This window comes from Chelatococcus sp. YT9 (genome assembly GCF_018398315.1).
Taxonomy (GTDB): Bacteria; Pseudomonadota; Alphaproteobacteria; order Rhizobiales; family Beijerinckiaceae; genus Chelatococcus.
Genome location: NZ_JAHBRW010000001.1, coordinates 1,001,686 through 1,026,354 on the forward strand (window position 1 = coordinate 1,001,686; position 24,669 = coordinate 1,026,354).

General features: G+C 61.9%; 26 protein-coding genes and 1 tRNA gene. 16 read left to right on the forward strand and 11 right to left on the reverse strand.

Going from position 1 to position 24,669, the window contains the following annotated elements; all coding sequences use genetic code 11:
• Nucleotides 1-567 precede the first annotated feature (567 nt).
• Nucleotides 568-1,170 carry a general stress protein gene (locus KIO76_RS04535; protein WP_213321675.1) on the reverse strand — a complete coding sequence of 201 codons (603 nt, stop codon included), beginning with the start codon at nucleotides 1,168-1,170 and terminating at the stop codon, nucleotides 568-570.
• A 29-nt stretch (nucleotides 1,171-1,199) separates the two neighbouring features.
• Nucleotides 1,200-1,511 (reverse strand): PepSY domain-containing protein, encoded by a 312-nt coding sequence (locus tag KIO76_RS04540; protein ID WP_213321676.1) that lies wholly within the window; start codon nucleotides 1,509-1,511, stop codon nucleotides 1,200-1,202.
• Nucleotides 1,512-1,872: 361 nt separating this feature from the next.
• On the opposite strand from KIO76_RS04540, the gene KIO76_RS04545 reads away from it, so the two are divergent.
• The 3 genes from KIO76_RS04545 to KIO76_RS04555 all read left to right on the forward strand — a co-directional run bounded on the left by KIO76_RS04545 (nucleotide 1,873) and on the right by KIO76_RS04555 (nucleotide 3,661).
• Nucleotides 1,873-2,181 (forward strand): hypothetical protein, encoded by a 309-nt coding sequence (locus KIO76_RS04545; protein ID WP_213321677.1) that lies wholly within the window; start codon nucleotides 1,873-1,875, stop codon nucleotides 2,179-2,181.
• A gap of 60 nt (nucleotides 2,182-2,241) precedes the next feature.
• Complete coding sequence (locus KIO76_RS04550; RefSeq protein WP_213321678.1) at nucleotides 2,242-2,733, forward strand: YciE/YciF ferroxidase family protein; 492 nt, start codon at nucleotides 2,242-2,244, stop codon at nucleotides 2,731-2,733.
• A gap of 292 nt (nucleotides 2,734-3,025) precedes the next feature.
• Nucleotides 3,026-3,661 (forward strand): DUF6766 family protein, encoded by a 636-nt coding sequence (locus KIO76_RS04555; protein ID WP_213321679.1) that lies wholly within the window; start codon nucleotides 3,026-3,028, stop codon nucleotides 3,659-3,661.
• Between the two features lie 99 nt (nucleotides 3,662-3,760).
• Here KIO76_RS04555 and nhaA read toward each other — a convergent pair whose 3' ends face one another.
• The gene (gene nhaA / locus KIO76_RS04560; RefSeq protein WP_213321680.1) at nucleotides 3,761-5,095 is read right to left on the reverse strand and encodes a Na+/H+ antiporter NhaA; all 1,335 of its coding nucleotides are present in this window, start codon (nucleotides 5,093-5,095) and stop codon (nucleotides 3,761-3,763) included.
• Between the two features lie 238 nt (nucleotides 5,096-5,333).
• Here nhaA and KIO76_RS04565 point away from each other — a divergent pair, with 238 nt between their 5' ends.
• From KIO76_RS04565 to KIO76_RS04575, 3 genes are all read left to right on the forward strand, one after another.
• Nucleotides 5,334-6,284 (forward strand): TAXI family TRAP transporter solute-binding subunit, encoded by a 951-nt coding sequence (locus KIO76_RS04565; RefSeq protein ID WP_213321681.1) that lies wholly within the window; start codon nucleotides 5,334-5,336, stop codon nucleotides 6,282-6,284.
• A 135-nt stretch (nucleotides 6,285-6,419) separates the two neighbouring features.
• Entirely contained in the window at nucleotides 6,420-8,696 is a 2,277-nt protein-coding gene (locus KIO76_RS04570; RefSeq protein ID WP_249729485.1) for a TRAP transporter permease, read from the forward strand.
• Nucleotides 8,693-9,073 (forward strand): DUF1850 domain-containing protein, encoded by a 381-nt coding sequence (locus KIO76_RS04575; protein ID WP_213321682.1) that lies wholly within the window; start codon nucleotides 8,693-8,695, stop codon nucleotides 9,071-9,073. Before KIO76_RS04570 ends, KIO76_RS04575 begins: the two co-directional genes overlap by 4 nt.
• A gap of 133 nt (nucleotides 9,074-9,206) precedes the next feature.
• On the opposite strand, the gene KIO76_RS04580 is transcribed toward KIO76_RS04575, so the two are convergent.
• Both KIO76_RS04580 and KIO76_RS04585 read right to left on the reverse strand, forming a co-directional pair.
• Nucleotides 9,207-9,419: a hypothetical protein gene (locus KIO76_RS04580; RefSeq protein WP_213321683.1), complete on the reverse strand. Its 213-nt coding sequence runs from the start codon at nucleotides 9,417-9,419 to the stop codon at nucleotides 9,207-9,209.
• 642 nt (nucleotides 9,420-10,061) lie between these two features.
• Nucleotides 10,062-10,151 (reverse strand) — tRNA-Ser (locus KIO76_RS04585).
• Nucleotides 10,152-10,285: 134 nt separating this feature from the next.
• On the opposite strand from KIO76_RS04585, the gene KIO76_RS04590 reads away from it, so the two are divergent.
• Both KIO76_RS04590 and KIO76_RS04595 read left to right on the forward strand, forming a co-directional pair.
• On the forward strand, nucleotides 10,286-10,537 hold the full coding sequence (locus KIO76_RS04590) for a hypothetical protein (protein WP_213321684.1): 252 nt from the start codon (nucleotides 10,286-10,288) through the stop codon (nucleotides 10,535-10,537).
• Between the two features lie 48 nt (nucleotides 10,538-10,585).
• A complete protein-coding gene (locus KIO76_RS04595) occupies nucleotides 10,586-11,011 on the forward strand; it encodes an OsmC family protein (RefSeq protein ID WP_213321685.1) in 426 nt (141 codons plus the stop codon).
• An 84-nt stretch (nucleotides 11,012-11,095) separates the two neighbouring features.
• Here the strand turns inward: KIO76_RS04595 and KIO76_RS04600 are convergent, their stop codons facing one another.
• The 3 genes from KIO76_RS04600 to KIO76_RS04610 form a co-directional block, all read right to left on the reverse strand.
• The gene (locus KIO76_RS04600) at nucleotides 11,096-11,656 is read right to left on the reverse strand and encodes an AAA family ATPase (protein WP_213321686.1); all 561 of its coding nucleotides are present in this window, start codon (nucleotides 11,654-11,656) and stop codon (nucleotides 11,096-11,098) included.
• Nucleotides 11,649-12,056 (reverse strand): Cu(I)-responsive transcriptional regulator, encoded by a 408-nt coding sequence (gene cueR / locus KIO76_RS04605; RefSeq protein WP_213321687.1) that lies wholly within the window; start codon nucleotides 12,054-12,056, stop codon nucleotides 11,649-11,651. Before cueR ends, KIO76_RS04600 begins: the two co-directional genes overlap by 8 nt.
• A 222-nt stretch (nucleotides 12,057-12,278) precedes the next feature.
• Nucleotides 12,279-12,737, reverse strand: coding sequence for a MerR family transcriptional regulator (locus KIO76_RS04610; protein WP_213321688.1), 459 nt, complete (start codon nucleotides 12,735-12,737; stop codon nucleotides 12,279-12,281).
• 99 nt (nucleotides 12,738-12,836) lie between these two features.
• Here KIO76_RS04610 and KIO76_RS30865 point away from each other — a divergent pair, with 99 nt between their 5' ends.
• From KIO76_RS30865 to KIO76_RS04620, 3 genes are all read left to right on the forward strand, one after another.
• A complete protein-coding gene (locus tag KIO76_RS30865; RefSeq protein WP_249729486.1) occupies nucleotides 12,837-13,085 on the forward strand; it encodes a hypothetical protein in 249 nt (82 codons plus the stop codon).
• Nucleotides 13,086-13,126: 41 nt separating this feature from the next.
• On the forward strand, nucleotides 13,127-15,250 hold the full coding sequence (locus tag KIO76_RS04615; protein ID WP_249729487.1) for a heavy metal translocating P-type ATPase: 2,124 nt from the start codon (nucleotides 13,127-13,129) through the stop codon (nucleotides 15,248-15,250).
• Between the two features lie 79 nt (nucleotides 15,251-15,329).
• The gene (locus KIO76_RS04620; protein ID WP_213321689.1) at nucleotides 15,330-15,701 is read left to right on the forward strand and encodes a DUF805 domain-containing protein; all 372 of its coding nucleotides are present in this window, start codon (nucleotides 15,330-15,332) and stop codon (nucleotides 15,699-15,701) included.
• Nucleotides 15,702-15,769: 68 nt separating this feature from the next.
• On the opposite strand, the gene KIO76_RS04625 is transcribed toward KIO76_RS04620, so the two are convergent.
• Nucleotides 15,770-17,074 carry an extracellular solute-binding protein gene (locus tag KIO76_RS04625; protein ID WP_249729488.1) on the reverse strand — a complete coding sequence of 435 codons (1,305 nt, stop codon included), beginning with the start codon at nucleotides 17,072-17,074 and terminating at the stop codon, nucleotides 15,770-15,772.
• A gap of 120 nt (nucleotides 17,075-17,194) precedes the next feature.
• Between KIO76_RS04625 and KIO76_RS04630 the strand changes: the two genes are divergently transcribed.
• Complete coding sequence (locus KIO76_RS04630) at nucleotides 17,195-18,058, forward strand: MBL fold metallo-hydrolase (RefSeq protein ID WP_213321690.1); 864 nt, start codon at nucleotides 17,195-17,197, stop codon at nucleotides 18,056-18,058.
• Nucleotides 18,059-18,093: 35 nt separating this feature from the next.
• On the opposite strand, the gene KIO76_RS04635 is transcribed toward KIO76_RS04630, so the two are convergent.
• A complete protein-coding gene (locus tag KIO76_RS04635) occupies nucleotides 18,094-19,347 on the reverse strand; it encodes an ROK family transcriptional regulator (RefSeq protein WP_213321691.1) in 1,254 nt (417 codons plus the stop codon).
• A gap of 193 nt (nucleotides 19,348-19,540) precedes the next feature.
• Between KIO76_RS04635 and KIO76_RS04640 the strand changes: the two genes are divergently transcribed.
• From KIO76_RS04640 to KIO76_RS04655, 4 genes are read left to right on the forward strand one after another with little or no spacing between them, the layout of a single operon-like run.
• The gene (locus KIO76_RS04640; RefSeq protein ID WP_213325021.1) at nucleotides 19,541-20,437 is read left to right on the forward strand and encodes a carbohydrate ABC transporter permease; all 897 of its coding nucleotides are present in this window, start codon (nucleotides 19,541-19,543) and stop codon (nucleotides 20,435-20,437) included.
• Entirely contained in the window at nucleotides 20,434-21,297 is an 864-nt protein-coding gene (locus KIO76_RS04645; protein ID WP_213321692.1) for a carbohydrate ABC transporter permease, read from the forward strand. Before KIO76_RS04640 ends, KIO76_RS04645 begins: the two co-directional genes overlap by 4 nt.
• A 4-nt stretch (nucleotides 21,298-21,301) precedes the next feature.
• Nucleotides 21,302-22,855, forward strand: coding sequence for an argininosuccinate lyase (argH, locus tag KIO76_RS04650; protein WP_213321693.1), 1,554 nt, complete (start codon nucleotides 21,302-21,304; stop codon nucleotides 22,853-22,855).
• Nucleotides 22,856-22,859: 4 nt separating this feature from the next.
• A complete protein-coding gene (locus KIO76_RS04655; protein ID WP_213321694.1) occupies nucleotides 22,860-23,963 on the forward strand; it encodes an ABC transporter ATP-binding protein in 1,104 nt (367 codons plus the stop codon).
• Nucleotides 23,964-24,005: 42 nt separating this feature from the next.
• On the opposite strand, the gene KIO76_RS04660 is transcribed toward KIO76_RS04655, so the two are convergent.
• Nucleotides 24,006-24,659, reverse strand: coding sequence for a class I SAM-dependent methyltransferase (locus KIO76_RS04660; RefSeq protein WP_213321695.1), 654 nt, complete (start codon nucleotides 24,657-24,659; stop codon nucleotides 24,006-24,008).
• Nucleotides 24,660-24,669 lie beyond the last annotated feature (10 nt).

Genomic DNA, 24,669 nt, shown 5'->3' on the forward strand with positions numbered 1-24,669 from the left:
GCCTAAAGACGGCTTATCGTCACTGGTCAATCGCCCGCAGGGCGCAAGCTACGAGCCCTACCGCACGAAGGAAGTTTCCGAGGGTCTATACTGAACGGAACAAGCTGGCGGCCCCGGGGTTTACCTTGGTTGCAGGTTGTTCAGACAACTGACTATTACTGCCTCCAGAGACGAGGGAGGACCAGATGCCAATGATACAAAAAGATCCCGCCGAAGGTTCACGCGCCACTATCGAGCGCGAGCTTAAGCGGAAGCAGCGAGAGCAGGAGAACTCGCAAAAAATTCAAGAACCCCCAAGATCCGAAAAGGACGATCGAGGGACAGAGGCCGCTCGGCGTCGCATCTTCGATTCGACGAAGGGGCTTCCTTAGTTTAGATCCTGCTCAAGAACGTCGCGAACATCGCTGAAATCCTAAACGGGACAATTAAATTTGTCTGCGGTGCTGTTCGCGTATTCTCCCGCAGCGCCTTTATTGCAGGCGCACCGTTTCCAGTGATCGAAATTCTAACATGAAAAATGAACGCAGCCGGGGCTGCGTTCACGAGTGTTGGGATAGCGGCACCGTCCTACGGGAGCCGGTACAGATCACGTTCGCGCCTAATCTCCTCGGGCGTAAACGGGGGCGCCGCTTCGTCGAAACGGCTCCAGCCGGCTTCACGATAAACTCGCTCTCGCTTAGTCAAATCGACGGCGTTTCGCCGCTCGAGAATGGTGCGAGCTTCCGCAGCCATGCTCTCTTCCACGCGGGCGGTAACGAGAGACCCGCCACGCCGTACGCCCTCGGCATAGAGATTGGCGTCCCGCTCAGGGATGCCGGCGCTCGTCATCGAACCGATCAAGCCCCCGGCCGCGCCACCTACCGCAGCTCCCGCGAGAGCGCCAACGCCCGTCGCGGCAAGCCAGCCGGCGGCGACAACAGGCCCGACACCGGGTATCGCCATGATCCCAAGCCCCGTCAGGAGACCACCTACACCACCAACCGCGGCGCCAACCCCCGCGCCGATTCCCGCGTCTTCCGCAGCATCAGAATCATCGGCATCGTCCAGACGATCAGATTTATTGGCAATGATGCTGATGTCGTCTGTCGGAATTCCGGAACGCTCCAAGTCGCGAACAGCCTCAGTCGCTGTCGAGTAGTCATCGAAAAGTGCTGATACGGTCGTCTTCATGGGAAAATCCTCGTTCTCAAAACGCATGCTTATTTCGGCAGTATGTTGCCTTGATAGTCGAGGCTTACATCATGACTTGTACCGCCCTTCGTTGCTTTGCCACGCCAAACCCCATCCTTGTCTTTAGCCAATCCCGTGATATTAGTGAAACCAGCGTCGCTTAGGCGCGAGCGCGCTTGCGATTCGGTAAAACTATTAGCGCCGGCGGCCGGCGCTCCGGGATTATTCGCACCAGGTGATGTCACTGCCGGCGTGCTGGGGTTGGTATTGGCGGGCGGGGTCTGAGCGTTCGCCGCAACAAACGAGGCGGCAACAATGATCGCGCTGAGCACCGTTCTCATGATAAATATCCTGCTGATTTAAATTTCGTATATAAAATTGCATCATAGAAGTATTGTTCCGCCTCAATCGTGACTTAACGGGCGATTGCCACGGCTCAGTTGGACAGAGCTTTGGCTTGGCCGAAGGAAAGCGAAAAACGGATTACTTGCGCCCACGCTTGCCTTCTCACCTATTGTATCTCCTCGACAGAACAGAACTCACGCGTCACCTCGGGCGTCCGTTTGCGTACGAACCGTCAGCTAGGCTCAATGTATCAGAGGCTTGGTAAGGCGCTGATCCGCGCGGTTGCGGTTTAGCGGATGGCACAGGGATCCGAAAAGCACCTCGCACGTTCCTATTTTTGGAGAAGGGAGGCCGACCATGCATACAGCGAACCTGCAGATCCAGGGATTGGTGATGGCCGTCGCCGCTATCAATAATCTGCTGGTGAGCCGGCAACTGGTGTCTGTTGATGACATCCACCAAGCTCTCAGGAAGGTTGAGGCTGACTTCAGGTCCGATGAACGGCTTTACGAGGATCTGTCGCCCGCCCACCGGGATGCTGTGTGTTTTCCGATCCGCCTTCTCCAACTCGCCAATCTGGGGCAGTCGGAGCATGCAATACAAACCTACGCGGAACTCGCACGCGCGGTCGCAAAGACCAAGCACCCGTACAACGACCAGATTTAACCGCGGGAACGACGGCTCGTCCTAGCGATTTAATAGGCATCCCAATCTGAGGAGACGTTGATGGCTAAAGAGCAAAATCTCGAGACGCTTTTTCACGAGACGCTTAAAGATATTCTCTATGCGGAGAAGCAGATCTTGCGGGCCCTGCCCAAGATGGCTCGCGAATCGCAGTCGCAGGAGTTGAAGAAAGCCTTCCTTACGCACCGCGACGAGACAGAAACCCACGTCGCTCGGCTGATGGAAGTGTTCGAGATGCTGGACAAGCCCGCGCGCGGCAAGACATGCGACGCCATTCTCGGCATTGTCGAGGAAGCCAAGGAAGTAATGGAGGAATTCGGAGGCTCTCCAGCCCTCGATGCGGGCCTGGCTGCGTCGGCGCAAGCGGTTGAACACTATGAAATCGCCCGCTACGGCACTTTGAAGACCTGGGCAAAGCAGTTGGGCATGACGGATGCGGCGAAGCTCCTCGATCAGACCCTCGAGGAAGAGATCAAAACCGACAAGCTCCTCACTCAGCTGGCTGAGAAGGCAGTGAACGCCAAGGCTGCCTAACCCCAGCACGCGAGCCATGGTCTGTCCACGGTTTGCTAGGTAACACAGCGTCCTACGTGCATGGTCGGCAAAGCACTGACGGACCAAGTTCCGAGCTCACCCGCGGATGGACCATGCTTCCCCTCGCCGCCTGTGTAGACTATGCAAAACGCACCATCCTCATGCGTCGCGAGCCCCACGGACGCGGCCATCGGCGGCGCGTGGTGGCAGCTATGGAACTAGACCTCTGCTATGTTCATTGGAAGTAGCAGGCCTGCCGCCATGAGCGGAAGGCACCGTAACTGGATGAACTATGCTGCGCAGCTTCTTTCGTGATAACGGGCTTACGCTCGTGTTGACTGCCATGTTCGTGCTGTCCGTCGGTGGTATGATCTTCACGGGGCAAGCTGCCTACAATAAGGAGCTGATAGATCATGGCGCGACGACTATCGGCCTCTTAAGCTATCTCCGTTCTGGAAATTTCCTTTCGGCGCTTTTCGAAAACTGGGAGAGCGAATTTCTGCAAATGGCCGTCTATGTGGTTCTGACGGCGATGCTGTTTCAGCGCGGTTCGGCCGAGTCCCGAGATCCGGACGACCCTCACCGACCCGCGGACCAATGGCATCCGCAGGGGTGGCGGCCTATTGCTGTCTGGATCTATGAGCGCTCCCTCGGGCTTGCGCTAGCATTGCTTTTCATCGCCTCGTTCGTCTTGCATTGGTGGTTCAGCCTGGTAGCCGCGAACGAGGAGGCTGCGCTTCATGGCGGGCAGCCCAGCTCGCTGTTGGAGCATCTCGGCGACCCGCAGCTATGGTTCGAATCATTCCAGAACTGGCAATCCGAATTCCTGTCCACGGCGCTTCTCGTCTTGCTTTCGATTTTCCTGCGCCATCGCGGCTCACCGGAGTCCAAGCCGGTAAGTGCCGCCAATTCGGAAACCGGCGCCTAGATGCGCGGGCTTGGAGCCTGCCATCACGCCGAGGTCAGCTTACCATCGAGCGGTGGTATCGAACCGGGCTTGTTTCGCCGGAGCGGGCTGATCCGTGGATCAGGCGCGCATCGCAAGCCTACCATAGAGGAGCCCCGCTGCAGCGGCCGTCGCAGATGCAAGTAGCACGCCAAGCTTGGCAGCATTGAGCAGATTGGGGTCGCGGAACGCCAGTGTCGCAATGAAGATCGACATGGTGAAGCCGATGCCCGCCAAGAGACCGACTAGTGTCAGGCCCCCGAGCGTCACGCCCGGCGGCAATCGGCAGAGCCTGAGCTGCACGAGTAACCACGACACCGCAACCACTCCGACCGGCTTACCGACGACAAGCGCGGCCACGATGCCGAGCATGACGGGCGACGCACCCGGCGCCGACAAGTCGACGCCGTCGAGCGAGACACCTGCGTTGGCCAGAGCAAAGAGCGGCATCACGCCAAATGCCACCCACGGATGCAGCGCCATCTGAACGCGCGTCACCGGTGGCTGCATGTCACGCTGGGCGATCCGCAGAGCTCTCAGCGATGAGGTCATACCGCTATGGCTGGTCTCATGCTCCATCGACTTGATGGCACCGATAGCGCGGCTTGCAACGTCCAAGGGGCGTTGGAGGCTTCGCGTGGGATAGACCGGTGTCATCAGTCCCAGAACGACCCCGGCCAGGGTCGGATGAGCCCCCGTGTAAAGCAGTCCGAACCACAATACGCCTGCGGGGATGATGTAGGCGAATGCATTCGCGATGCCGATCCACTGCATGGAGAAAACGAGGGCTACACCGGCCAATGCGATAAGCAGGCCTTCGGGCGCCAGGCTTCCAGAGTAAAAGAAGGCAATGATCAACACCGCTAAGATGTCGTCGATGATCGCGAGGGCAAGCAGGAAGATGCGCACGTTACCTGGGATGGAACGGCCGAGAAGCGCCAGTACGCCAACCGCGAAGGCGATGTCCGTCGCAGTCGGGACGGCCCATCCCCTCAAGGCTTCGCCTCCCCCTACCGCCGCTACATATACCAGGGCGGGCACGGCTACGCCGCCGCCTGCCGCAGCAATGGGAAGTGCGGCTTCCCGCCAACTGGACAGCGCGCCCTCGTGTATCTCGCGGCGGATCTCCATACCCACGACGAGAAAGAAGACAGTCATCAGCGCATCGTTTATCCAGAAATGCAGCGAGCGCTCAAACGTGTACTCCCCTATGCCGAGCGTCACAGGCAGGTGCCACAGATGATGATAACTGTCGGCGAAAGGTGAATTCGCCCAGATCAAGGCCACCGCCGCTGCCAGCATGAGGACCACGCCGCTCGTAGCCTCGATATGAAGGAAGCGTTCCAATGACGCGGCGGCGCGAGCGGCCAGAAGTTGCGCACGGGTCGGTGCCCGCGGTGCGGTGCGATAGCTCATGAAAGCAGTGCTCCAGAGCTGGCGGCCCGACCAGCTCACGCACCTGCCAGCTGCACAGTGCGGCTGACACCCGAGGCCCTCTATAGGGCCGGCCGGGCTGGGAGGCAAGTCGGTAGGAGTGTGCGATCGTCCGGCACGTATCGGGAGCTTCTCTCGCCTTTTGGCTAGTTGTGTCCTGTCCGCCAATCGCTAACATCGCGGGTAGAATATTGCGATAAATTGCGGGAGGTTTTCCGGGATGTTCATTCGCCGAGCGATCATTGCAGCCACTGCGGCTTTGGCCTTCGCAGTGCCTGTGAAGGCACAGGAATTCATCAACATTCTTACGGGTGGCACCTCGGGCGTCTACTATCCGCTCGGCGTCGCCTTATCCAAAATCTACACGGAGAAGATTCCCGGCAGCCGCCCCTCTGTCCAGGCAACCAAGGCGTCCGTTGAAAATCTCAATCTCCTCCAGCAACGCAAGGGCGAGATCGCCTTCACGCTGGGCGACAGCCTCGCGGATGCCTGGAATGGCGTGGAGGATGCTGGCTTCAAGTCGAAGCTGGATAAGCTGCGCGCGATCAGTGCGATCTATCCTAACTATATCCAGATTGTGGCGTCCAAGGACTCGGGCATCAAGACGCTCGCTGACCTGAAGGGCAAACGCTTGTCCGTTGGTGCGCCGAAGTCGGGCACCGAACTCAATGCCAGGGCGATCCTCAAAGGAGCCGGCCTCACCTATGGCGACCTCGGGAAGGTGGAATATCTACCCTTCGCGGAATCCGTAGAGCTGATGAAAAATCGCCAGCTCGATGCGACATTGCAGTCGGCCGGCCTGGGGGTCGCCTCGCTGCGCGACCTGGCGTCGTCCGTTGATGTCGTCGTCGTTGCCGTGCCGGAAGACACGGTCAAGAAAGTTGGTGCTCCTTATATCGCCGCGACTATTCCCGCGGGCACTTATACGGGGCAGAGCGAAGCTGTACCCACGGCCGCTGTGGTCAACTATTTCGTCACCCACGAGGGCGTCAAGGATGACCTCGTCTACGCTATGACGAAGGCGATCTTCGACAATCTGGACACCATGGCTGCTGCCCACAGTGCTGCGAAGTCGATCAAGCTCGAGAACGCGTTGCAAGGCGTTCCTGTGCCGCTCCATCCCGGCGCCGCGCGCTATTTCAAGGAAAAAGGCCTGAGCGTTCCTCAGTAGGCGAAGACGTTAAGGGGAGAGCGATGCGATCTCCCCTTTCTTGGCGAGCGATCGAACCTGGCGTGTTGCGCACAGTTCGAGGCGAACGGTCTGCTTGCAGTGATCTGCCCCAATCAAGAATTGCCGGGAGCATTTATGGTTCACGCGCGCGAGATGGATGTGCCGGATGCGGAGACCATCGCCAATCCCGAACATGGGTTGCCGGAGGGATTTGGCCCGGGCCACGCGGGACGGCTGCTGTTCTGGATAGCAGTGGCCTTCTCCACATTCCAGATCATCACGGCCTTCGGACTTCCGCTGAATCAGCCCGTAGTTCTCGGCGCAACTCTCATCCATCTGATGGGCGCCGGCTTGGCCTTTTGGTTGGCAAAGCTTCTGTGGGACAAGAGCAAGGGCCGCGGCGTGTCAGAGGGAGCTTTTGGGCTTCTATCACTCGGTGTCGTCTATGTGATTGTCGCGCAATTCAGCGGCGGCCTTCCAAGCCAGGTCGTTCGCGCGATGCACGTTGGCTTCCTCTGCCTCGTGGCTGGTGCGATGCTGGCCAACCATCGCGCCACAACGATCAGCGGACGGGTCGTAGGGTGGGGCATCGGCGTCGCCGGTTTTCTCGTCGGCCTCTATCATTGGGCCTTCTATTTCGACCTCGTCAATCGCGCCGGCGAGCTGACGGGGCGGGATTTTGTGATCGGCATTGCCGTTCTCGTCATTCTGTTCGTGCTGGTCTGGCGGGTGATGGGGCCGGCTTTGCCCATCGTCGCGGGGCTGTTCCTGGCCTATTGCATATTCGGCCAATTCCTTCCGGCGCCTTTCGACCATCGCGGCTATGATCTTGAGCAGGTCGTGGAACATATGTCGTTTGGAACTGAAGGCATCTATGCCGTACCGACGGCGGTGTCAGCGACCTATATCTTCCTGTTCATCCTGTTCGGCTCGTTTCTTGAGCGCGCGGGCATGATTCAGCTGTTCACCGACATTGCCATGGGCATGTTTGGCGGGGCCAGAGGCGGACCGGCGAAGGTCGCCGTCTTCGCGTCCGCGCTCATGGGCACCATATCGGGATCTGGCGTCGCCAACGTCGTATCGACCGGGCAGTTCACCATCCCCTTGATGAAGCGCTTCGGCTACAAGGCGGCGTTCGCAGGCGGGGTCGAGGCCACGGCCTCCATGGGCGGGCAGATCATGCCGCCGGTCATGGGAGCCGTCGCCTTCATCATGGCCGAGACGATTGGCGTTCCCTACGCCGATATCGTCCAAGCAGCGGTCATCCCAGCAATTCTTTACTTCGGATCAGCTTTCTGGGCGGTCCATCTTGAAGCCGGCAAGCGCGGCCTCATTGGAATGCCAAGGAACGAGTTGCCTAGCGCGCTGGCCGCCTTCCGTTCAAAATGGTTCTTGCTGCTGCCTCTGGCGGTCCTCGTCTATCTCCTGTTCGCAGGCTATACGCCGCTCTATTCAGGATCGGTGGGCCTAGCCCTGACGGTGGTCCTTATCCTTGGTGGCGCCATTGCTGCAGGCCTCACTCACGAAGTGATCCGGCTCGTCTTCTGGGTTGGCCTCGGCCTGCTGGCGGCGAGCTTCCTTGTGCTTGGCGTGTTGATGGTGGTCGGCCTCGTTGCCCTCCTCGTCGTGGTGAGTCTCTTCGTGCGAGGCGGTCCGGATACCTTGATAGCCTGCCGCGCAGCTCTTGCCGACGGAGCGCGTCAGGCGCTCCCCGTCGGGCTCGCCTGCGCGGTTGTCGGCATTGTGATTGGCACGATGACGCTCACGGGGGTCGGCACGATCTTCGGAAATTGGGTCGTTTCCATCGGCAAGGGATCTCTCGTCCTGTCGCTGATCCTGACGATGTTCGTGAGCCTGTTCCTGGGCATGGGAATCCCGACCATCCCGAACTACATCATCACGTCCTCTTTGGCCGCCCCTGCGCTGCTCGACCTCGGCGTGCCGCTCATCGTCAGCCATATGTTCGTCTTCTATTTCGGCATCATGGCGGATCTCACGCCGCCCGTGGCACTCGCTGCCTTTGCCGCGGCACCCATCGCGAAAGAAAGCGGCTTTCGAATCGGCTTTCAGGCCATCCGCATTGCCCTGCCCGGCTTCGTCATTCCCTATATGGCGGTCTACGACCCCGCCCTGATGTTGCAGCCGCAGCCCGGACTGGAGGGGATCGCCTATGCGTGGGCGGTCGCCTATATGGTCATCAAGACGTCGCTTGCGATCGGCCTCTGGGGCATGGCCTCGATCGGCTATCTCAATGCGCCGCTCGCGATCTGGGAACGACTCCTGGCGACCGCCGCCGCGGGCTTTCTCTTCCTCGCGCTTCCGATTACCGATGAGGTCGGGTTTGCCTTGGGCATCTTGGTCATTGCCGTACATGTCTGGCGAAACAGACAGACAAGTCCCGCGCGAGCATGAGCCTATGCTTGGCCGCAGCCGGCTTGGTGGTCCAGCTGGGTGTTTCTCAACTCACCTTGAGCTGGACGCATTCTGTCCAGAAGACCGTCTGGGAAGAGGATTGGCGTCTGACGCCACGAGGACTGCTCCTCGTGCAGGCGCGCGTTATGGGATCCGGAGCCGGAATGGACCCGCCGCCAGAAGCACGACGAGAGGGTGATTTCTGGGTGTGGAAGCCGCAACGCGAGCCGGTGCCCATCATGACGTTGCGGCGCTCCGGAGCGACGGACGATTGGCGACTGTGCTATGAGGGGAGGTGCAGATCCATGTCGGAGTTTGTTCCGGCAGACGCGGATCCGGTCGTCCTGAAATCCTGTGCACCACCTTCGGTCAGGTGACAAGGCGACGGAACTCTGTTCACTAGGCGAGCTTCCCCTTTGCCCGCGAATGCTCCGACTGGAGGGCGAAGTTCGGCACGCTTTGCGAAGATCCTGGGCCCGGTACCGCCCCCTCGGCCGGGGCTTTTCCGCCTCACGCGGTCTTCTGAACCGCTTGGCTCGCAACAGTCGCGCGAACGCGGGCGAGACAGCTTTGCATACTGTCCAGAATGGCTTCAGCCGTGGCAGTCGGCTGACCGTTCGCGCGCAATTCCCTGATAAACTCGCGCTGCCGGGCGCAACGCGCCTCCGCTTCTTTCACATGCTCTGGGGACACCGCGATCGGAGCGACCTTCGGTGTGAACATATCTTCCTCCATAGTCGAAACGAAGAACCAACAAACGCCGGTCTGAGTTCCGAAGGTCGACATTATGGCGCACTTAACATCCGGACTGTGTGTTCTCCCACACGTCCTAATCTATCAATGTTCTTCGCCTACGAGAGGGTATCGGGATCTCAGCCGTGACTTGCACCGCACGACAGGGGCCGGAGAATTCGACTATTGCATCTGGGTTCTTGCTGGCGGGGGATGCACGGGTCGCCCCTGACCACACCAAGACATGCGGCCCGCCTGGCCGGCTTGCCCGTCCTGCCTAACGCACCGTGATGACAATCGCTCGCTGCCAAGGCTCACTTGGCCGCGCAACAGGCTCAAAGGAGAGGCCTTATCTGCAGGATGAAATGAAGAACCGGGCCCCCGACCTGGGTCTCCCCATCAACAGAATGCACCCTGACGAATGTGTGAGACCGTTGAGGTTTTCCACCGTGGTCGGTCAGGACGAAGGTCGTTGGTGCCAAGTCGCGACCAACCCAAGCCAGATGTTCGCCGATTTGGATCGAACCACATCGCTCGAAAAGCCCCACCCAGTGGCTTGCCCGGCCGCTGTGCGTAACTCCAGTTGATGGTCTTAATCGCGCCCGGTGGAAATCGCGGCCTCGGGCGTCCGGGTGGCGGAGAGAGAGGGATTCGAACCCTCGATACGGTTGCCCGTATACACGCGTTCCAGGCGTGCGCCTTCAACCACTCGGCCACCTCTCCTCGGCGCGGGCTTGGGGTGAGAGCTGGAGGCTGGACGCTCCATTTGTCACCCTGCAGAGCTACGGAATAGCACCGCTTCGCTGACGCGCTGCGCTTCTATAGCGGGCCAATGGCAGAATGCAAGCCCAGCGTCCATGTCAACGGGGCTAAAGGCGAGCGAGGGCAGCGATATCCGCATTTTTCGACCGACCGACCACCGCGGCAGCATCAGAAGCCTTGTCGCAACGCGCTGCGAGGCACTGGCAAAGGCACCTGCATCTGCCTATCTCCATGTGGTCAGCATGATCACGCTGATATGGAGTGATGAGCCTTTCACACCGGAGCGCCTTTCCCAAGCGAAGCCGCTTCTATCCCTCAAACAGGAGACACGCTGGCCGGTTGGGTGAGCCAGCCGAACGCCTCCGGGTCTTTCATCCAATGTCGGGAGATAGTTCATGAAGACGAGTGGATCAGCTGTCTGGCAAGGTGGCATCAAGGATGGCAAGGGAGCAATTTCGACGAAAAGCGGGGCATTGAGCGGCTATCCCTATGGCTTCAGCAGCCGCTTCGAAGGCAAGCCCGGCACCAACCCGGAAGAGCTCATCGGCGCAGCCCATGCCGGCTGTTTCACCATGGCGCTTTCGCTCATCCTCGGCGAGGCCAAGCTGACGGCCGAGAATATGGAAACGACCGCGGAGGTCACCCTGGACAAGGTCGAGGACGGATTTGCCATCACGGCCGTGCATCTGACGTTGCGCGCCAAGGTCCCTGGAGCGACACCTGAAACATTCAAGGAGCTCGCGAACAAGGCCAAGGCCGGCTGCCCTGTTTCCAAGCTCCTGAAAGCTGAGATCACTCTGGACGCAGCACTCGTCGACTGAGCCCCGGCATCGTCGCTTGGCCGGCGACGAGCGTCGCCGGCCGTGCCCAGGAACGACACACCGCGTAGCTTACAGCCGTACGACCTATGTGGCGTGGACCGCCGCCGCCAGGAAGGCCACGCGCTCCGCAACGCTGAGGCGTGGCACTTCCTTCAGCGCATAGCCGTAGCGAGAATATGTCGCGCGCATGGCCTCATAGGTGCGTACGGCCTCTTCAAGGGATTGCTTGCGCTCCGTATCCGCGGAGTAGATCTCTGGCCATGGCGGACAAATGAAGACAGTGCCGCTATAAGGACATAGCGCGATCGCGCGCTCTACGTGATCCGGTACGGGCAGGCCGGAGAGATTGAGATATCCCGCAATGTCGGGAATGCCGCGATCGAAGAAAACCGGCCCTTCCGCCCCATCTGCCCCAATCCGAAGCATCTGCATGCGATAGGTCGCGAGATCGGCCGCGAGCATCATCTCCGCAAAGAGCCCCTTGTCGCGCCAGGGCAGTGCCTGGCCGTCGATAGTCACCTGATCCTGAATGATGCCTCGGCCTGCCTCTGGTGCCGTGGCGTATCCTTCTGTCGCAAGCGCCTCAATCAGCGTTGTCTTGCCGGCACCCGGGCCACCCGTGATCACAAAGAAGCGCTCAGTCATCGGTTTTCTGCGTCAGGCCGGCTATGTCGTCGAGAATGGGGCAGTCCGGGCGCGTGTCACCATGGCAGTGCCCCGCCAGATGCTGCAGCGTCCGCCGCATGGTCTCAAGTTCGGTAATCTTGTCCTCAAGCTCGCGCATATGGCGCAGTGCCAGCACCTTCACATCCGCACTCGCCCGCGTCTTGTCGCGCCACAAGGCCAGAAGTCCCGCTGTCTCTTCAATGGAAAAGCCAAGCCCCCGGGCGCGCCGCACGAAGCGCAGGGTATGGACATCATCCTCCCCATAGACGCGATATCCGCTCTCGGTGCGCTGCGCGGGGCGTATCAATCCAACGCGCTCGTAATAGCGCAGCATCTTGGCGGAAATGCCCGATGCGGTCGCCGCCTCACCGATATTCATGTGTAATCTCCACTGTTGCGAGCGAGGGATTGGTTCCTGTCCGCGAGGGCAGTCCTCCGGTGGCGGGGCCGCGCGCGGCAAGTGGGTAGCGGAGGACAGCCTGCAGAAGGGGCTGCGCCGGCGGCCGAGCCTTGCACCCCGTGTTGGCTGGCGCCCATCCAGACATACGACCGCCGCGTCATGCAACTCGCATAAACCTTTCCCTTATGGGAAGGTCAAGGCCTATCGCCCGTCGTCATAGCGGGCGCCGCCGTGACTGCAGGCGCCATGTTCCGCCAGCACTTCGATGACGCGACAATCGGCAATGCGCCCGCCGTGGCAGCCTTCGGCTACGCATTCGAGTTCCTTGGCGAGATCCATTAAACGGGCGATCTTGGCCCTCACCGCCGCCAGCTGCGCGCGGGCGATCTCATCGGCTTGCTCACAGGGCGCCGAAGGGTCGGCTGCCAGCTTCAGGAGCTCGCGGACAGCTTCGACGGAAAAACCAAGGTCTCGCGCGTGAAGAATGAATCGCAGCCGATCGATGTGGCTCGCGAGGTAGCGGCGCTGCTTGCCTTCGGTGCGCTCCGGCTCGGGCAACAGCCCAATCTGCTCGTAGAAACGGATGGTCTCCACCTTGCAGCCGGTGGCCTCGGACACCTTACCGATGGAATATGCACGTTCAAGGGTCGTTTCGGCCATGGCGAAAACTCCCATCACACACTTTCGACTTGAACCTGTAGTTACTATAGGAATTATGGTGGGCACCGGATCGAAATTCAATGACCGGTGTCGCGATGAATGCGCAAACGAAATCCCAATCCTATCAGGACCATAGCCACGGCGCAGGCTGCGGCTGCGGGCATGGACAATCCGACCGCGCACATTCAGACCATCATGACCATGACGGGCATAGCCATAATGCCAGCAGGCGGCATGACCACAACCATGGTCGTGATCTCAGCCATGACCATGACCATGGCCACCAACACTCGCATGCTGCACACCATCACCATCCTTCCCTGGATGAGGACGCCGGCCTTGCCTTAGCGACAGCGCCGGCCGGCGCTGTCGTGTGGAAAGTCTACGGCATGGACTGCGCGAGTTGCGCCAACACCATCAAGACTGCGCTCGGACGCCTGCCTGGCACTGACGACATCCGCATTTCCGTCACCAACGAGACGCTGGCGCTCAAGCTGGACCGCGGGTTGACCCAGGAGGTCGACATCGAACGCCAGATCAGCCAACTCGGCTATCGGCCCGAGCGGGTGGACCGGAGCAATCCAGCCGCTCGCCCCGCAAAGGAGGAGCCGAGCGCTCGCTGGTGGAGCCAGCCGAAGGGGCGCATTGCGCTCACCGCCGGCCTTCTGGTGGCGCTCGCCTATGGCTCGAGCCTCGTGCTCCCGCAGGCCGCTTATGGCATTTTCATTGCTGCGACGCTTATTGCCGCCGCGCCGATCTCCCGTCGCGCAATCATGGCGGCGATTGCCGGAGCACCATTCACCATTGAGATGCTGATGACGATCGCCGTCATCGGTGCGCTCATCATTGGCGCAGCGGAAGAGGCCGCGATCGTTGTCTTCCTGTTCAGTGTCGGGGAGGTACTGGAGGGGGTGGCGGCAGGCCGCGCCCGTGCCGGCATCCGCGCTCTTGCCAATCTCATCCCGCAGACGGCCATGCTCGAATCCGGCGGCGCCCTTCGCGAGGTGCCGGCCGCGAGCCTTGCTGTCGGGCAGGTCGTCGTGGTCCGGCCAGGCGATCGGGTGCCCGCTGACGGCAAGGTTGAAGAAGGGTTCTCAAGCGTCGACGAGGCACCCATCACCGGTGAGTCCGTGCCCAAGGCCAAGGAGCCGGGCGCGGATGTCTTCGCCGGATCCATCAACCAGGATGCGGCGCTCAGGGTGCGGGTGGAGAAAGCAGCCAGCGACAACATGATCGCGCGCATCGTCACCCTCGTCGAGGAAGCACAGGATGCGCAGGCGCCCACGGAGCGCTTTATTGATCGCTTCTCGCGGGTCTACATGCCCTTCATCGTCGTGCTATCTGCGCTTGTCGCCGTTGTGCCACCGCTCGCTTTCGGCAGCGCATGGGATGAATGGGTTTACAAGGGGCTGACGCTCCTCCTCATCGGCTGCCCCTGCGCGCTTGTCATCTCGGTCCCGGCGGCGATTGCCTCGAGCCTGTCCGCTGGTGCGCGCCACGGCCTGCTGATCAAGGGCGGTGTCATCGTCGAAAAGCTCGCCGGTATCAAGACAGTCGCGTTCGATAAGACGGGCACCCTCACCGAGGGGCGACCGGAGGTAACGGACGTGATGGCGCTCGCCGGCAGCGACGATGCCGTTCTCGCCACGGCAGCCGCCGTGGAGGCGCATTCCAACCATCCGCTCGCCAAGGCGATCGTCAGCCGTGCTGCCGTCGTCTCGGCCAAGACTGGCAAACGCGAGGCAACCAGCGTGCGCGCGGTGCCCGGCAAGGGTATGGAAGGCCGCGTGGGACCGAGTGCCGTCTTCATCGGCGCACCGCGCTTCGCCGCTGAACGCGCGGAGCTTTCCGCCGTGGAAGAGACGATCGCCCGGCTGGAAAGCGAAGGCAAGACCGTCGTGGTGGTGACGACGGATGGCGCGGCGCAAGGGCTGATCGCGCTGCGCGACCAGCCACGCGCGGGGGCCGGCGCCGGTATCGCCGCGCTCAAGGATCTCGGCGTCGGAGCGGTCATGCTGACCGGTGACAACGCCCGCACGGGCGCGGCCATCGGCCAAATGCTCGGCCTCGATGTGCGCGCCGAAATGTTGCCCGCCGACAAGGCGGAGGTGATCAAGGCGATGGCGGCGGAAAAGCCGGTCGCCATGGTCGGCGACGGGATCAACGACGCGCCAGCGCTCGCTTCCGCGCAGGTGGGGATCGCCATGGGTTCGGGCGCCGACGTCGCCTTGGAAGCTGCGGACGCGGCGCTGCTCAAGAACGACGTCTCGGGCGTTTCGCAACTCATCGGCCTCGCTCGCGCCACGATGGCCAATATCCGTCAGAACATCGCGATCGCGCTGGGGCTGAAGGCGCTGTTTCTCGTCACCACGATCACCGGAACAACCGGTCTCTGGATGGCCGTCATCGCGGATACCGGCGGCACTGTGCTCGTGACGCTCAACGCGCTCAGACTGCTCGGCCATTTCAGGGAGAATAACGGGGGGACGCAGCCCCGTAAGCAGGTATCTTAACACTAACGGCGGGATTTCATTGCCACCGCCGGGCGATCGGGTAGAGAGAATCTCCCGATATAGACGCATGGGCAGGACCATGACATTCAGCCAAGCGGTCGCATCCGGTATCCAGAACTATGTCAATTTCAATGGCCGTGCGTCACGCTCGGCGTATTGGTATTGGATCCTGTTCTCACTTGTTGTCTATCTCATCGCAGGCGCGCTTGATCGCATCCTGTTCGAGACGGGTGAGATGATCGTCACGCCATTCAACGGCCTGGCCTATCTTGCGCTGTTTCTGCCAACGCTTGCCTTGGCCGTCCGGCGCTTCCACGACATGGACCGGACGGGATGGTGGGTGCTCCTGGGCTTCACCGGCATCGGCGGCATCATCATGATCATCTGGTTCTGCCAGCCGGGTACGCGGGGGGCCAACAGATTTGGGCCGGATCCGCTGGGCAGCGCCTGAGCCGCGCCTGACCTGTGATCATTCCTGAAGAGGCACGCCAGCGGAAAACTGGCGTGCCTTTTTCGTGATCAGGACTTGTAATAGTCGTCGATCAGCTTCTGCTCGGCGGCAGCCGCGATCTTGACGGACTCCAACGGATCCTGATTCTGGATCAGCACCCGGTCGATCATATTTGCGAAGTTCTGGAGGTTTGCGTCCTCGTTCACGAAATCGGTCGTATGCGCATATTCCAGGCCCTTGAGCATCGGCCCGGTCAGAGGATCGGCCAGGTTCTTGGGGCTGAGGGCCACGCTCGGCTTGGCCGGCAACTCGCCCGTCTTGTCGAGCCACAGCTGCATCGCGTCATCGGTGGTGATGAAGGCGAGGAACTTGGTCGCAGCGTCCTTTTTCGCGCCGGTGACACCCGCGGTAAGACCGTTGACCCAGTAGGATGCGTAGTTGGACTTGATGCCGTTGTGAGTCGGCACTTCCGCCACGCCCCATTCGAAGCCACGCGCCGTCTTGAAGCTGCCGAGGCGGAAGGAGCCGTCGACGGTCAGGCCTGCCTTGCCCGACTTGAAGGCCGCCTGCGTCTCCCCGACGAAGCCCGCCGTCGCCACCTTGTGCTTGCGCTGCAGGTCGGTGTACCAGGCAAGCGCAGCAGCGCCGTGTTCGTTTCCATAGGTGACGGTGCGGAAATCGTCGCTGTAGGGCTTGCCGCCGAACTGCCGGATGAGGATGTCGCGCCACCAGTGGTTATCCTGCGAAGGCAGGCCGATCGTGGCACCAGCGGTGATCAGGTTGCCAGATGAGTCGTGCTTCGCGACGGCCAGGGCAGTCTTCACATAGTCATCGAGCGTCTTCGGCGGCGCCGCGATACCGGCGCCCTCGAGAAGCTTCTTGTTGTAGAACATCCCAAGGCTGCGGACGGCGGTCGGGATGGCCCAATAGGCGTCATCGCGCTTCATGAGCTGTACGAACGGGAAGAAATTCTTGTCGATATCGGCTGCCTTGAATACGTCCGTCGGCAGCGGCTGGATCAGCTTTGCCCTGGAATATTCGCGCATCCAGCCGAAATAGAGCTGGAGGACGGCAGGGCCCTCGCCCGCCGGCACGGCGGCGGCGACCTTCGTGCGATACTGGGCATACGGGAAGTGCGAATGCTTGACCTTGATGCCGGGATTCGCCGCCTCGAACTGCGCGATGAGAGCATCGATCGCCTCGACGCGTTCCTTGAAGAAATACTGCCAATATTCGATTTCAACTGTCTGGGCGCGCAGGACGGCAGGAGCAGCCACCGCAAAGCCCGTCGCCATCGCACCCGTCGTGAACACACGGCGATTGATCGACAACCCGCCACTCTTACCGCTTTTTCCCGCTCTATCATCGGTCATTATAGTCTCTCCCTTGTTATCGCTTTCAAACGATGGCACTTAATTCATGAAGAATGGATGGCCTGCAGATGAACAAAAATTTCATTTCTGCATAGCCAAAATCGAAGTTCGGAGATTACCATGCGACAGCTCGATCTTGGCGGCGCTACTCTTTTCGCCTTGACCGATGCAGCACCCTCCCCGGCGGAATGGTCTTACTCGTTTCCAAAAGCTGATGTGAGCGAGAGGCCCGATCTCATGAGCCGCTGGTTTCCCGATCACCGCTTCCACACCCGTTTCAATGCTTTCGCCCTCCGGGTCGGGGACAAGGTTGTCCTGATCGATTGCGGCATCGGACCCGGACCAGTCTCCTATTTTCCCGGCCTGTCCGGGAGACTGATGGACGAACTCGCCGCGGCTGGAATAAAGCCGGATGACGTCGACCTCGTCCTCTTCACCCATTTTCACCTCGACCACGTCGGCTGGGCAAGTGACGACCACGGCATCCCCACCTTTCGCAAGGCACGCTACCTCGCTCCAATCGCGGAAATGGTGCACTGGCAGGAAGCCGGCAATGATGCGGCGCTGCCGCACCATGTGGCCGCCTATCGAACTCACATTGCTCCGCTCATCGCAACGGGAATGCTGACGGGACATTCCACCGATACGCCCGTCATGCGCGCAGGCGCTGTCGAGCTCAACTTCGTGCCCGCGCCGGGCCATACAGAGGGGCACAGCGTGGTGACCCTTTCGGGAACGGCGCGGCCGCTCATGACCGCTGGCGATCTCTGGCATAGCCCGGCTCAAATCGGCGAGCCACACTGGTGTCACCGGGCCGATCGCGATCCTGCGCAGGCCATCCTCACGCGCACAGGCTTTGCGGCCTTCGCGGCCGCCGAGCGCGCGCTCGTCGCGGCAGGCCATTTCCCGGAGGACCGCTGCTTCGGGACGATCACCGGCAATGCCGACGATGGCTTCGCCTTTGAGCCGCTGCCCGCCGGCTGATCCGCCGCTGCCTGGGTGAAGGAACGCATGCCCCGTCATCGTGGCGCTCCACCATTGGCGGAGCGGCCCTCGGCATTCGGCGAGCCCGCGCTCTGCCTGGCATTCCGCAGTCCTTTCGGTACGCGCGCGGCACGCGGCTGCGGGGTCAGCCCCCGAAAAAGCGGCAGCGTTGCACCACCGAGCGCGGGCGAAGCACGGCCGGCACTGCCCATCATCACGCGTGGCTGCACCCTGTCCTTGCGCAGGCTCACCGTCGGCAGCAGCGGATCGAGCGCCGCGATCAGGGCCTTGAGCTCCAACGGTGGCAAAGGTCCGCCGACCACGACCGTTTCCGGATCGAACAGGCTCTCGACGGTCGCGATCGCCATACGCAGGTAGCGAGCCGCGCTCTGCCGCCAGTCGGCAACGATGTCAGGCGGGGCGGCGAACAGCCGCGCGTCATCTTCAGCCGCTGCCTCCGACAGCCCGGCTTCACTCAGCCGCCGTCGCAGCGCGTCGAGCGAAGCGTGATCCTCGAGGGTGATTGGTGTCTGGCCATCTTGCGCGAGGCCCACAACCATCCGGCCGATCTCGCCCGCGTTGCCGAAGGCGCCCGTTGCAGGCTGGCCGTCGATGAAGACACCGCCGCCTATACCCTCAGCAATATAGAAATAGACGAAACTCCGCAGGTCTCGCGCCACTCCGTGGAGATGCTCGCCAATGGCTGCGGCCGAGGCGTCATTGCCGACCAGAACCGGCAGCTTCAGCTCTGCCGCATAGGCTCCGCTGAAATCGGCCCGTGACCAGGCGGCCATCGACAATGGATCAGGCCCCAGATCAATGGGGCCAAAGGGACCGGGCAGCACCACACCCACGCCCCACAGACGCGCCCTGTCGATGTCGGCCGCCAAAACGAGTCGCTCGACGAGCCGGCCGGCCGCGCTGAGAGCCGTTTCCGGCGTCGTCGTATCGCAGGCCAGAACCGTCTCGCCCCGGATTTCGGCTCCGAGATCGGCCAACACGCCTGTGAGCCGGCCATGCTCGACATGGATTCCAACGGCAAATCCGCCGTCGCGGTTGATGGCGAGGTCGATTGGGGGCTGTCCCCTGGCGGACGCGCGACGGCCGACGATCTTGAGCAGCCCCTCGCGGCATAGGTCGTCCGCAATGGAGGACAGCGTCTGCGCGGAAAGCCCTGTGGTGGCCGCGAGCTCCGCTCGCGACGCCGATCCCTGCCGGCGCAGGGCATCCAGGATGACACGGCGGTTGTGACCACGCCTGTCGAACGGAGCAAGGCCGGAAACGCTCATGCCCGTCTTCTCTCCCGCCAGCTCATGGACCCCTATTCGCAGCGCGTCGCGGCTGACACTTGCATAATGACGCGGCTCACGTATTAAATCAACAATCCTGATTTAATCAGGCTAGACCATGATCGGCGCATCAGTCGTCGGGGCGACGCGTCAAGCGGAACGTCATGGCACGAGCGTGGGAACAGGCGGAGCGATGCGGATCTATACCAATCTCACGGTCGAGAAGAAGCAGGCCGTCTGGGCCTGGGTCTTCCTCGCCATTCCCATCGTCTTCTTCGGACTCATACGCTTCTATCCGGCCTTTGAGTCCTTTGGCATCGCCTTCACGCGCTGGAACCTGCTGTCGCCGCCGGAATTCGTCGGGTTGGACAACTTCCGGCAGATGGTTCAAGACCCGGTCTTCTGGCAGACGCTTAAGAACACGTTCCTCTACCTCATCCTCGGCACGCCGATCAGCCTCCTCCTCGCCTTCGTCATCGCTTACTATCTCGACCAGGTGCGCTTCGGCCACGGCCTGATCCGTGCGCTTTATTTCATGCCCCATCTCACCACGACCGTCGCGATGGCCTGGGTGTGGCGGTGGTTCTATCAGCCGATGCCGGTCGGGCTCTTCAACAACATGCTGGCCTCAGTCGGGTTCGATGTGCAGCCGTTCCTGCGCTCAACATCGCAGGCCCTGCCGGCGGTGCTTGCGCCCGCCATCTGGGCCGGGCTCGGCTTCCAGGTGGTGCTGTTCCTCGCCGGCCTGCGCGCCATCCCGTCAAGCTACTACGAGGCGGCGCGCATCGACGGCGCCGGCCGCTGGATGATCCTGCGCGAGATCACCCTTCCCCTGCTGCGCCCGACCATCGTCTTTCTCCTGGTGATCTCGTCGATCGGCTTTCTGCGCATCTTCGACCATGTCTATAACATGACGGACAACGGCGCCGGCGGGCCCCTGAACTCCACGCGCCCATTGGTGCTGAACATCTACGACACCGCGTTCCGGTCGTTCCAGATGGGCTATGCCGCCGCCCAGACGCTCGTGCTGTTCATCATTCTTCTGGTGATCAGCCTCTTGCAGCTACGCCTGATGAGGGGCCGCCCATGACCCACGCCTCGGACATCACCGCCGCGCGGGGCTGGTCCCTCGGGACGGTCATCCATCCCGGCCGCATCGTCGCCTGGACGTTGCTAGCGCTGGGCGCCATCGTGATGATGGTGCCGCTCGTGTACATGGTGGCGACCTCGTTTAAATATCCAAACGAGGTCTATGAGCTCAACATCATCCCCCACGAGCCGACGCTCGATAACTACACCTATATCTTCCAGAACACGCGCTTCGGCATCTGGTTCGTGAACTCCCTCGTCACCAGCACGCTGGTAACGATCTCGGTCCTCTTCTTTGACAGCCTCGTTGGCTATACCCTGGCGAAGTTCAAGTTTCGCGGTCGCGAGTTCATTTTCATCGCCATCCTCACCACGCTGATGATCCCGACCGAGATGCTCATCGTGCCGTGGTATATCATGGCCAAGAACTTCGGCTGGCTGAACAGCTACTGGGGCATCATGTTTCCGGGCCTCATCACGGGGTTCGGTGTCTTCCTGATGCGGCAGTTCTTCTCCGGCATTCCGGACGACTACATCCATGCCGCGCGCATCGACGGGCTCAACGAGTTCCAGATCTGGTGGAAAGTGGCGATGCCGCTCGTCACGCCCGCGCTTTCGGCGCTCGCCATCTTCACCTTTCTCGGCAACTGGACGGCCTTCCTCTGGCCACTGATCGCCACCAACGACCGCGCGCTCTATACGGTCCCGGTCGGCCTCGCCTCTTTCTCTGGCGAATTCCTGTCGGATTGGGAACTGATCATGACGGGCGCCACGCTCGCGACGCTGCCGACCCTGGTCGTCTTCATCATCTTCCAACGCTACATCATCCGCGGCGTCGTGCTGGCCGGGCTGAAGGGATAATCGTATGAGCGCTTCGACAAGCCCCCCTGCCACGATTGGCAGCGATGACCGCTTTCCCGCTCCCGTCTACGCCGAGACCGTGCTGGCGCCCGGCTTCGCGCATAGCCAGAAGTATCTCGTCGGCCATCTCCTGCGCCTGCATCGCGCCCATGCGACAATGCTGGCCGAACAAGGTCTTCTCGAAGCGCAGCAGGCCGCCGCCCTTTTCAAGGCGCTCGATAAGGTGGAGGCCACATTTGCCGGGTTGACCGCACCAGTGGCTTATACCGGCGAACATGAAGATCTCTTCTTCTATATCGAGAAACTGATCGCTGAGGATATCGCGGCTCAGAAGGTCGATCCCGACGTGGCCGGGCGCCTCCACACCGGGCGCTCGCGCAACGACATCGACCATACCCTGTTCAAGATGGCGCTGCGCGAACGGCTCGATACGCTCGGCACGTCGGTGCTCGATCTCGTCGACACGCTCATCGCGCGGGCCCGCGCCGATGCCGGCACGATCATCCTGGCCTATACCCACGGCCAGCCGGCGCAACCATCCACCTACGGCCATTATCTCGGCGCCGTCATCGAGACCCTGCTGCGCGACTTCAACCGGCTGATGGAAGCGCGGGCGGTGGTGGACCGCTCTCCCCTCGGCGCGGCCGCCATCACGACGACAGGCTTCCCGCTCGATCGCCAGCGCGTGGCAGAGCTGCTCGGCTTTCCCGTCATCCTGCGCAATTCCTACGGTTGCATCGCCGGCGCGGACTATACGGCCGCGACCTATGGCGCGATCAAGCTGATGGCGCTCAGCCTAGGCCGCTTCGCCCAGGACATGGCCTATTGGACTGCCTACGAGGTCGGCCAGCTGCGCTTCTCCGATGGTTTCGTGCAGATCTCCTCGATCATGCCGCAGAAGCGCAATCCCGTGCCGGTGGAGCACATGCGCCTCCTTGCCTCGCTCACCGCAGGCCATGCCGATGCGGTGCTGCTGGCGCTGCACAACACGCCGTTCATCGACATGAACGACAATGAGCACGAGGTCCACGGCGCGGGCTACGAGGCCTTTGCGACCGCCCATCGCGTGCTCGCGCTGATGGCCGGCGTCGTGCGCTCGGCCGAAATCAACGGCCGGCGCGTGCGCGCCAATATCGAGGCGTCCTACGCCACCATCACCGAGCTCGCGGATTCCCTCGTGCGCGAGGAGAACCTGCCCTTCTCCAAGGCCCACCACATCGCCGCGACCCTTGCCCGCCACATGCAGGCCTCCGGAGAGACATTGTCGAACGTGCCGTATCAGACCTTCGCCCGGATTTTCGAGGAGACGGCGGGGCGTGAACCGACCTTCGACGAGGTGACCTTCCGCCGTGTGACAACCCCGGAGCATTTCGTCGCCGTGCGCAAGCTGCCGGGGGGCCCGGCGCCGGAGGCGATCGCGGAGAGCCTTGCCGTTTACACGGGGGAAGCCGCCGACGCGCGAGCTGTCATCGCCGCTCACCGGGCGCGGGACGCCGCTTCCAAGGAACTTCTGGCGGACGCGATGGCGACGCTCATGACCACCGCGACCGGGGCCTGAAACCATGGCTGAACTGTCCCTGAAGAACGTCGTCAAGCGCTACGGCAATATCGAGATCGTCCACGGCATCAACCTCGACATCAAGGACGGTGAGTTCGTCGTCCTGGTCGGGCCGTCCGGTTGCGGAAAATCCACCACGCTCAGGATGATTGCCGGGCTGGAGAGCCTGAGCGCGGGCACGATCTCCATCGGCGGCCGAGTGGTCAATACGCTGGAGCCAAAGGACCGGAACATCGCCATGGTGTTCCAGAATTACGCGCTTTATCCGCATATGAGCGTGTTCCGCAACATCGCCTTCGGCCTCCACGCGGCCAAGCTGCCCAAGGACGCCATCGACAGGAAGGTGCGCGAGGCGGCCAGGCTCCTAGGCCTTTCTGAGTTGCTGGAGCGGCGACCGAATGAGCTCTCCGGCGGCCAGCGCCAGCGCGTCGCCATGGGGCGCGCGATCGTGCGCGATCCGACCGTGTTCCTGTTCGACGAGCCCTTGTCCAACCTCGACGCGCAGTTGCGCGGCCAGATGCGCACCGAGATCAAGCGACTGCACCAGTCGATCGGCACGACGATCGTCTATGTCACCCATGATCAGGTGGAGGCCATGACGCTCGCCGACCGTATCGTCATCATGCGCGATGGCCGCATTGAGCAGGTCGGCACGCCGCTGGACGTCTTCCATGCGCCGGTCAGCACCTTCGTCGCCGGCTTCATCGGCACGCCGACCATGAATCTCATCGCGCTCCCGGTTCAACGCGCCGGGGGGAGGCCCGCCATCGACTTCGGTCAGCGCGCCGTTCTGCCGCTCTCCTCCGAAGCCATCCAGCGCCTTGGTGAGCGGGAGCGGGTAATCGTAGGCATCCGCCCCGACGATCTCGAAATTACCCCCGCGACAGGTGGGCCTGGCGATCCTACCGGGCGGCTGAATGGCACTGTTGTGATTGCGGAGCCGCTGGGCGTCACAACACAGGTGATAGCGAAAGTTGGCGACCACGAACTGGTCGGCATGGCGGACGGGCGCTTCGTGCCTCAGGCGGGCGAGCTCGTAGCCCTGAGCTGCGACGTCGCACGGCTACACCTCTTCGATCCTGAAACTGAAAGATCGCTCGCCGGGTGACGGCGGACGGCTGCAGCTGGCTGGACCGCCCGGCCCTTCTGCTCAGGCCTTTTTGCGCAGCCGTAGCACCTTGAAGAATCCAAGGGGAAAGGCCGGTGTCAGCGAAAGCAACTCGACATCGCCCCGGGCCTTTGCCCAATCCTCGATGCGCCGGGCTTTGAACGCCGAACTCCAGCCGAGACGGCTCGCCAAGGGCGCGACGGCCTCCTCGACCCTCGCGACCGGCCCGTCGGGCACCCCGAAATGGTTGGCGAGGACGATCTCGCCACCGGGCCTCAGCACGCGCAGCATCTCATCCAGCGCCGCCTCCGGATGCGGCACGAGCGTGATCAGGAATTGCGCGACCACCGCGTCGAAGGTCGCGTCGGCGAAGCCCAGACGGCACGCGTCCATGACAGCCAATAGCTTCACATGGCTCCAGTGGTTCTTGCGCGCCTTTTCCACCGCCCGCTTGAGCATGTGGGCCGACAGGTCAACGCCCGTTATGCGCGCATTGACAGGATAGTCCCCCAGCGAAAGGCCCGTGCCCACGCCAACTTCGAGGATATCACGCCCGCAGGACAGCGCGGCATCGACCGCATCACGCCGCGCGGGGGCGGTGATGCCGTCATAGACAAGGTCATAGACCGGAGCCCAGCGCGCGTAGGCCTTGCGCATGAGGGTCATGTCGGGCTGAGCGTATCGTACCTCTGCCATGCTGGCGTCT

Excerpts from the sequence above, each read along its gene's own strand:
- KIO76_RS30865 (WP_249729486.1), top strand. The coding sequence starts at position 12,837 with ATGCGCAAACGAAATCCCAATCCTATCAGGACCATAGCCACGGCGCAG.
- KIO76_RS04550 (WP_213321678.1), top strand. The coding sequence starts at position 2,242 with ATGGCTAAAGAGCAAAATCTCGAGACGCTTTTTCACGAGACGCTTAAA.
- KIO76_RS04545 (WP_213321677.1), top strand. The coding sequence starts at position 1,873 with ATGCATACAGCGAACCTGCAGATCCAGGGATTGGTGATGGCCGTCGCC.
- nhaA (WP_213321680.1), bottom strand. The coding sequence starts at position 5,095 with ATGAGCTATCGCACCGCACCGCGGGCACCGACCCGTGCGCAACTTCTG.
- cueR (WP_213321687.1), bottom strand. The coding sequence starts at position 12,056 with ATGAATATCGGTGAGGCGGCGACCGCATCGGGCATTTCCGCCAAGATG.
- KIO76_RS04580 (WP_213321683.1), bottom strand. The coding sequence starts at position 9,419 with ATGTTCACACCGAAGGTCGCTCCGATCGCGGTGTCCCCAGAGCATGTG.
- KIO76_RS04645 (WP_213321692.1), top strand. The coding sequence starts at position 20,434 with ATGACCCACGCCTCGGACATCACCGCCGCGCGGGGCTGGTCCCTCGGG.
- KIO76_RS04600 (WP_213321686.1), bottom strand. The coding sequence starts at position 11,656 with ATGACTGAGCGCTTCTTTGTGATCACGGGTGGCCCGGGTGCCGGCAAG.
- KIO76_RS04630 (WP_213321690.1), top strand. The coding sequence starts at position 17,195 with ATGCGACAGCTCGATCTTGGCGGCGCTACTCTTTTCGCCTTGACCGAT.
- KIO76_RS04610 (WP_213321688.1), bottom strand. The coding sequence starts at position 12,737 with ATGGCCGAAACGACCCTTGAACGTGCATATTCCATCGGTAAGGTGTCC.
- KIO76_RS04625 (WP_249729488.1), bottom strand. The coding sequence starts at position 17,074 with ATGACCGATGATAGAGCGGGAAAAAGCGGTAAGAGTGGCGGGTTGTCG.
- KIO76_RS04565 (WP_213321681.1), top strand. The coding sequence starts at position 5,334 with ATGTTCATTCGCCGAGCGATCATTGCAGCCACTGCGGCTTTGGCCTTC.
- KIO76_RS04655 (WP_213321694.1), top strand. The coding sequence starts at position 22,860 with ATGGCTGAACTGTCCCTGAAGAACGTCGTCAAGCGCTACGGCAATATC.
- KIO76_RS04570 (WP_249729485.1), top strand. The coding sequence starts at position 6,420 with ATGGTTCACGCGCGCGAGATGGATGTGCCGGATGCGGAGACCATCGCC.
- KIO76_RS04640 (WP_213325021.1), top strand. The coding sequence starts at position 19,541 with ATGCGGATCTATACCAATCTCACGGTCGAGAAGAAGCAGGCCGTCTGG.
- argH (WP_213321693.1), top strand. The coding sequence starts at position 21,302 with ATGAGCGCTTCGACAAGCCCCCCTGCCACGATTGGCAGCGATGACCGC.
- KIO76_RS04620 (WP_213321689.1), top strand. The coding sequence starts at position 15,330 with ATGACATTCAGCCAAGCGGTCGCATCCGGTATCCAGAACTATGTCAAT.
- KIO76_RS04635 (WP_213321691.1), bottom strand. The coding sequence starts at position 19,347 with ATGAGCGTTTCCGGCCTTGCTCCGTTCGACAGGCGTGGTCACAACCGC.
- KIO76_RS04535 (WP_213321675.1), bottom strand. The coding sequence starts at position 1,170 with ATGAAGACGACCGTATCAGCACTTTTCGATGACTACTCGACAGCGACT.
- KIO76_RS04590 (WP_213321684.1), top strand. The coding sequence starts at position 10,286 with ATGTCAACGGGGCTAAAGGCGAGCGAGGGCAGCGATATCCGCATTTTT.
- KIO76_RS04555 (WP_213321679.1), top strand. The coding sequence starts at position 3,026 with ATGCTGCGCAGCTTCTTTCGTGATAACGGGCTTACGCTCGTGTTGACT.
- KIO76_RS04595 (WP_213321685.1), top strand. The coding sequence starts at position 10,586 with ATGAAGACGAGTGGATCAGCTGTCTGGCAAGGTGGCATCAAGGATGGC.
- KIO76_RS04660 (WP_213321695.1), bottom strand. The coding sequence starts at position 24,659 with ATGGCAGAGGTACGATACGCTCAGCCCGACATGACCCTCATGCGCAAG.
- KIO76_RS04540 (WP_213321676.1), bottom strand. The coding sequence starts at position 1,511 with ATGAGAACGGTGCTCAGCGCGATCATTGTTGCCGCCTCGTTTGTTGCG.
- KIO76_RS04575 (WP_213321682.1), top strand. The coding sequence starts at position 8,693 with ATGAGCCTATGCTTGGCCGCAGCCGGCTTGGTGGTCCAGCTGGGTGTT.
- KIO76_RS04615 (WP_249729487.1), top strand. The coding sequence starts at position 13,127 with ATGGACTGCGCGAGTTGCGCCAACACCATCAAGACTGCGCTCGGACGC.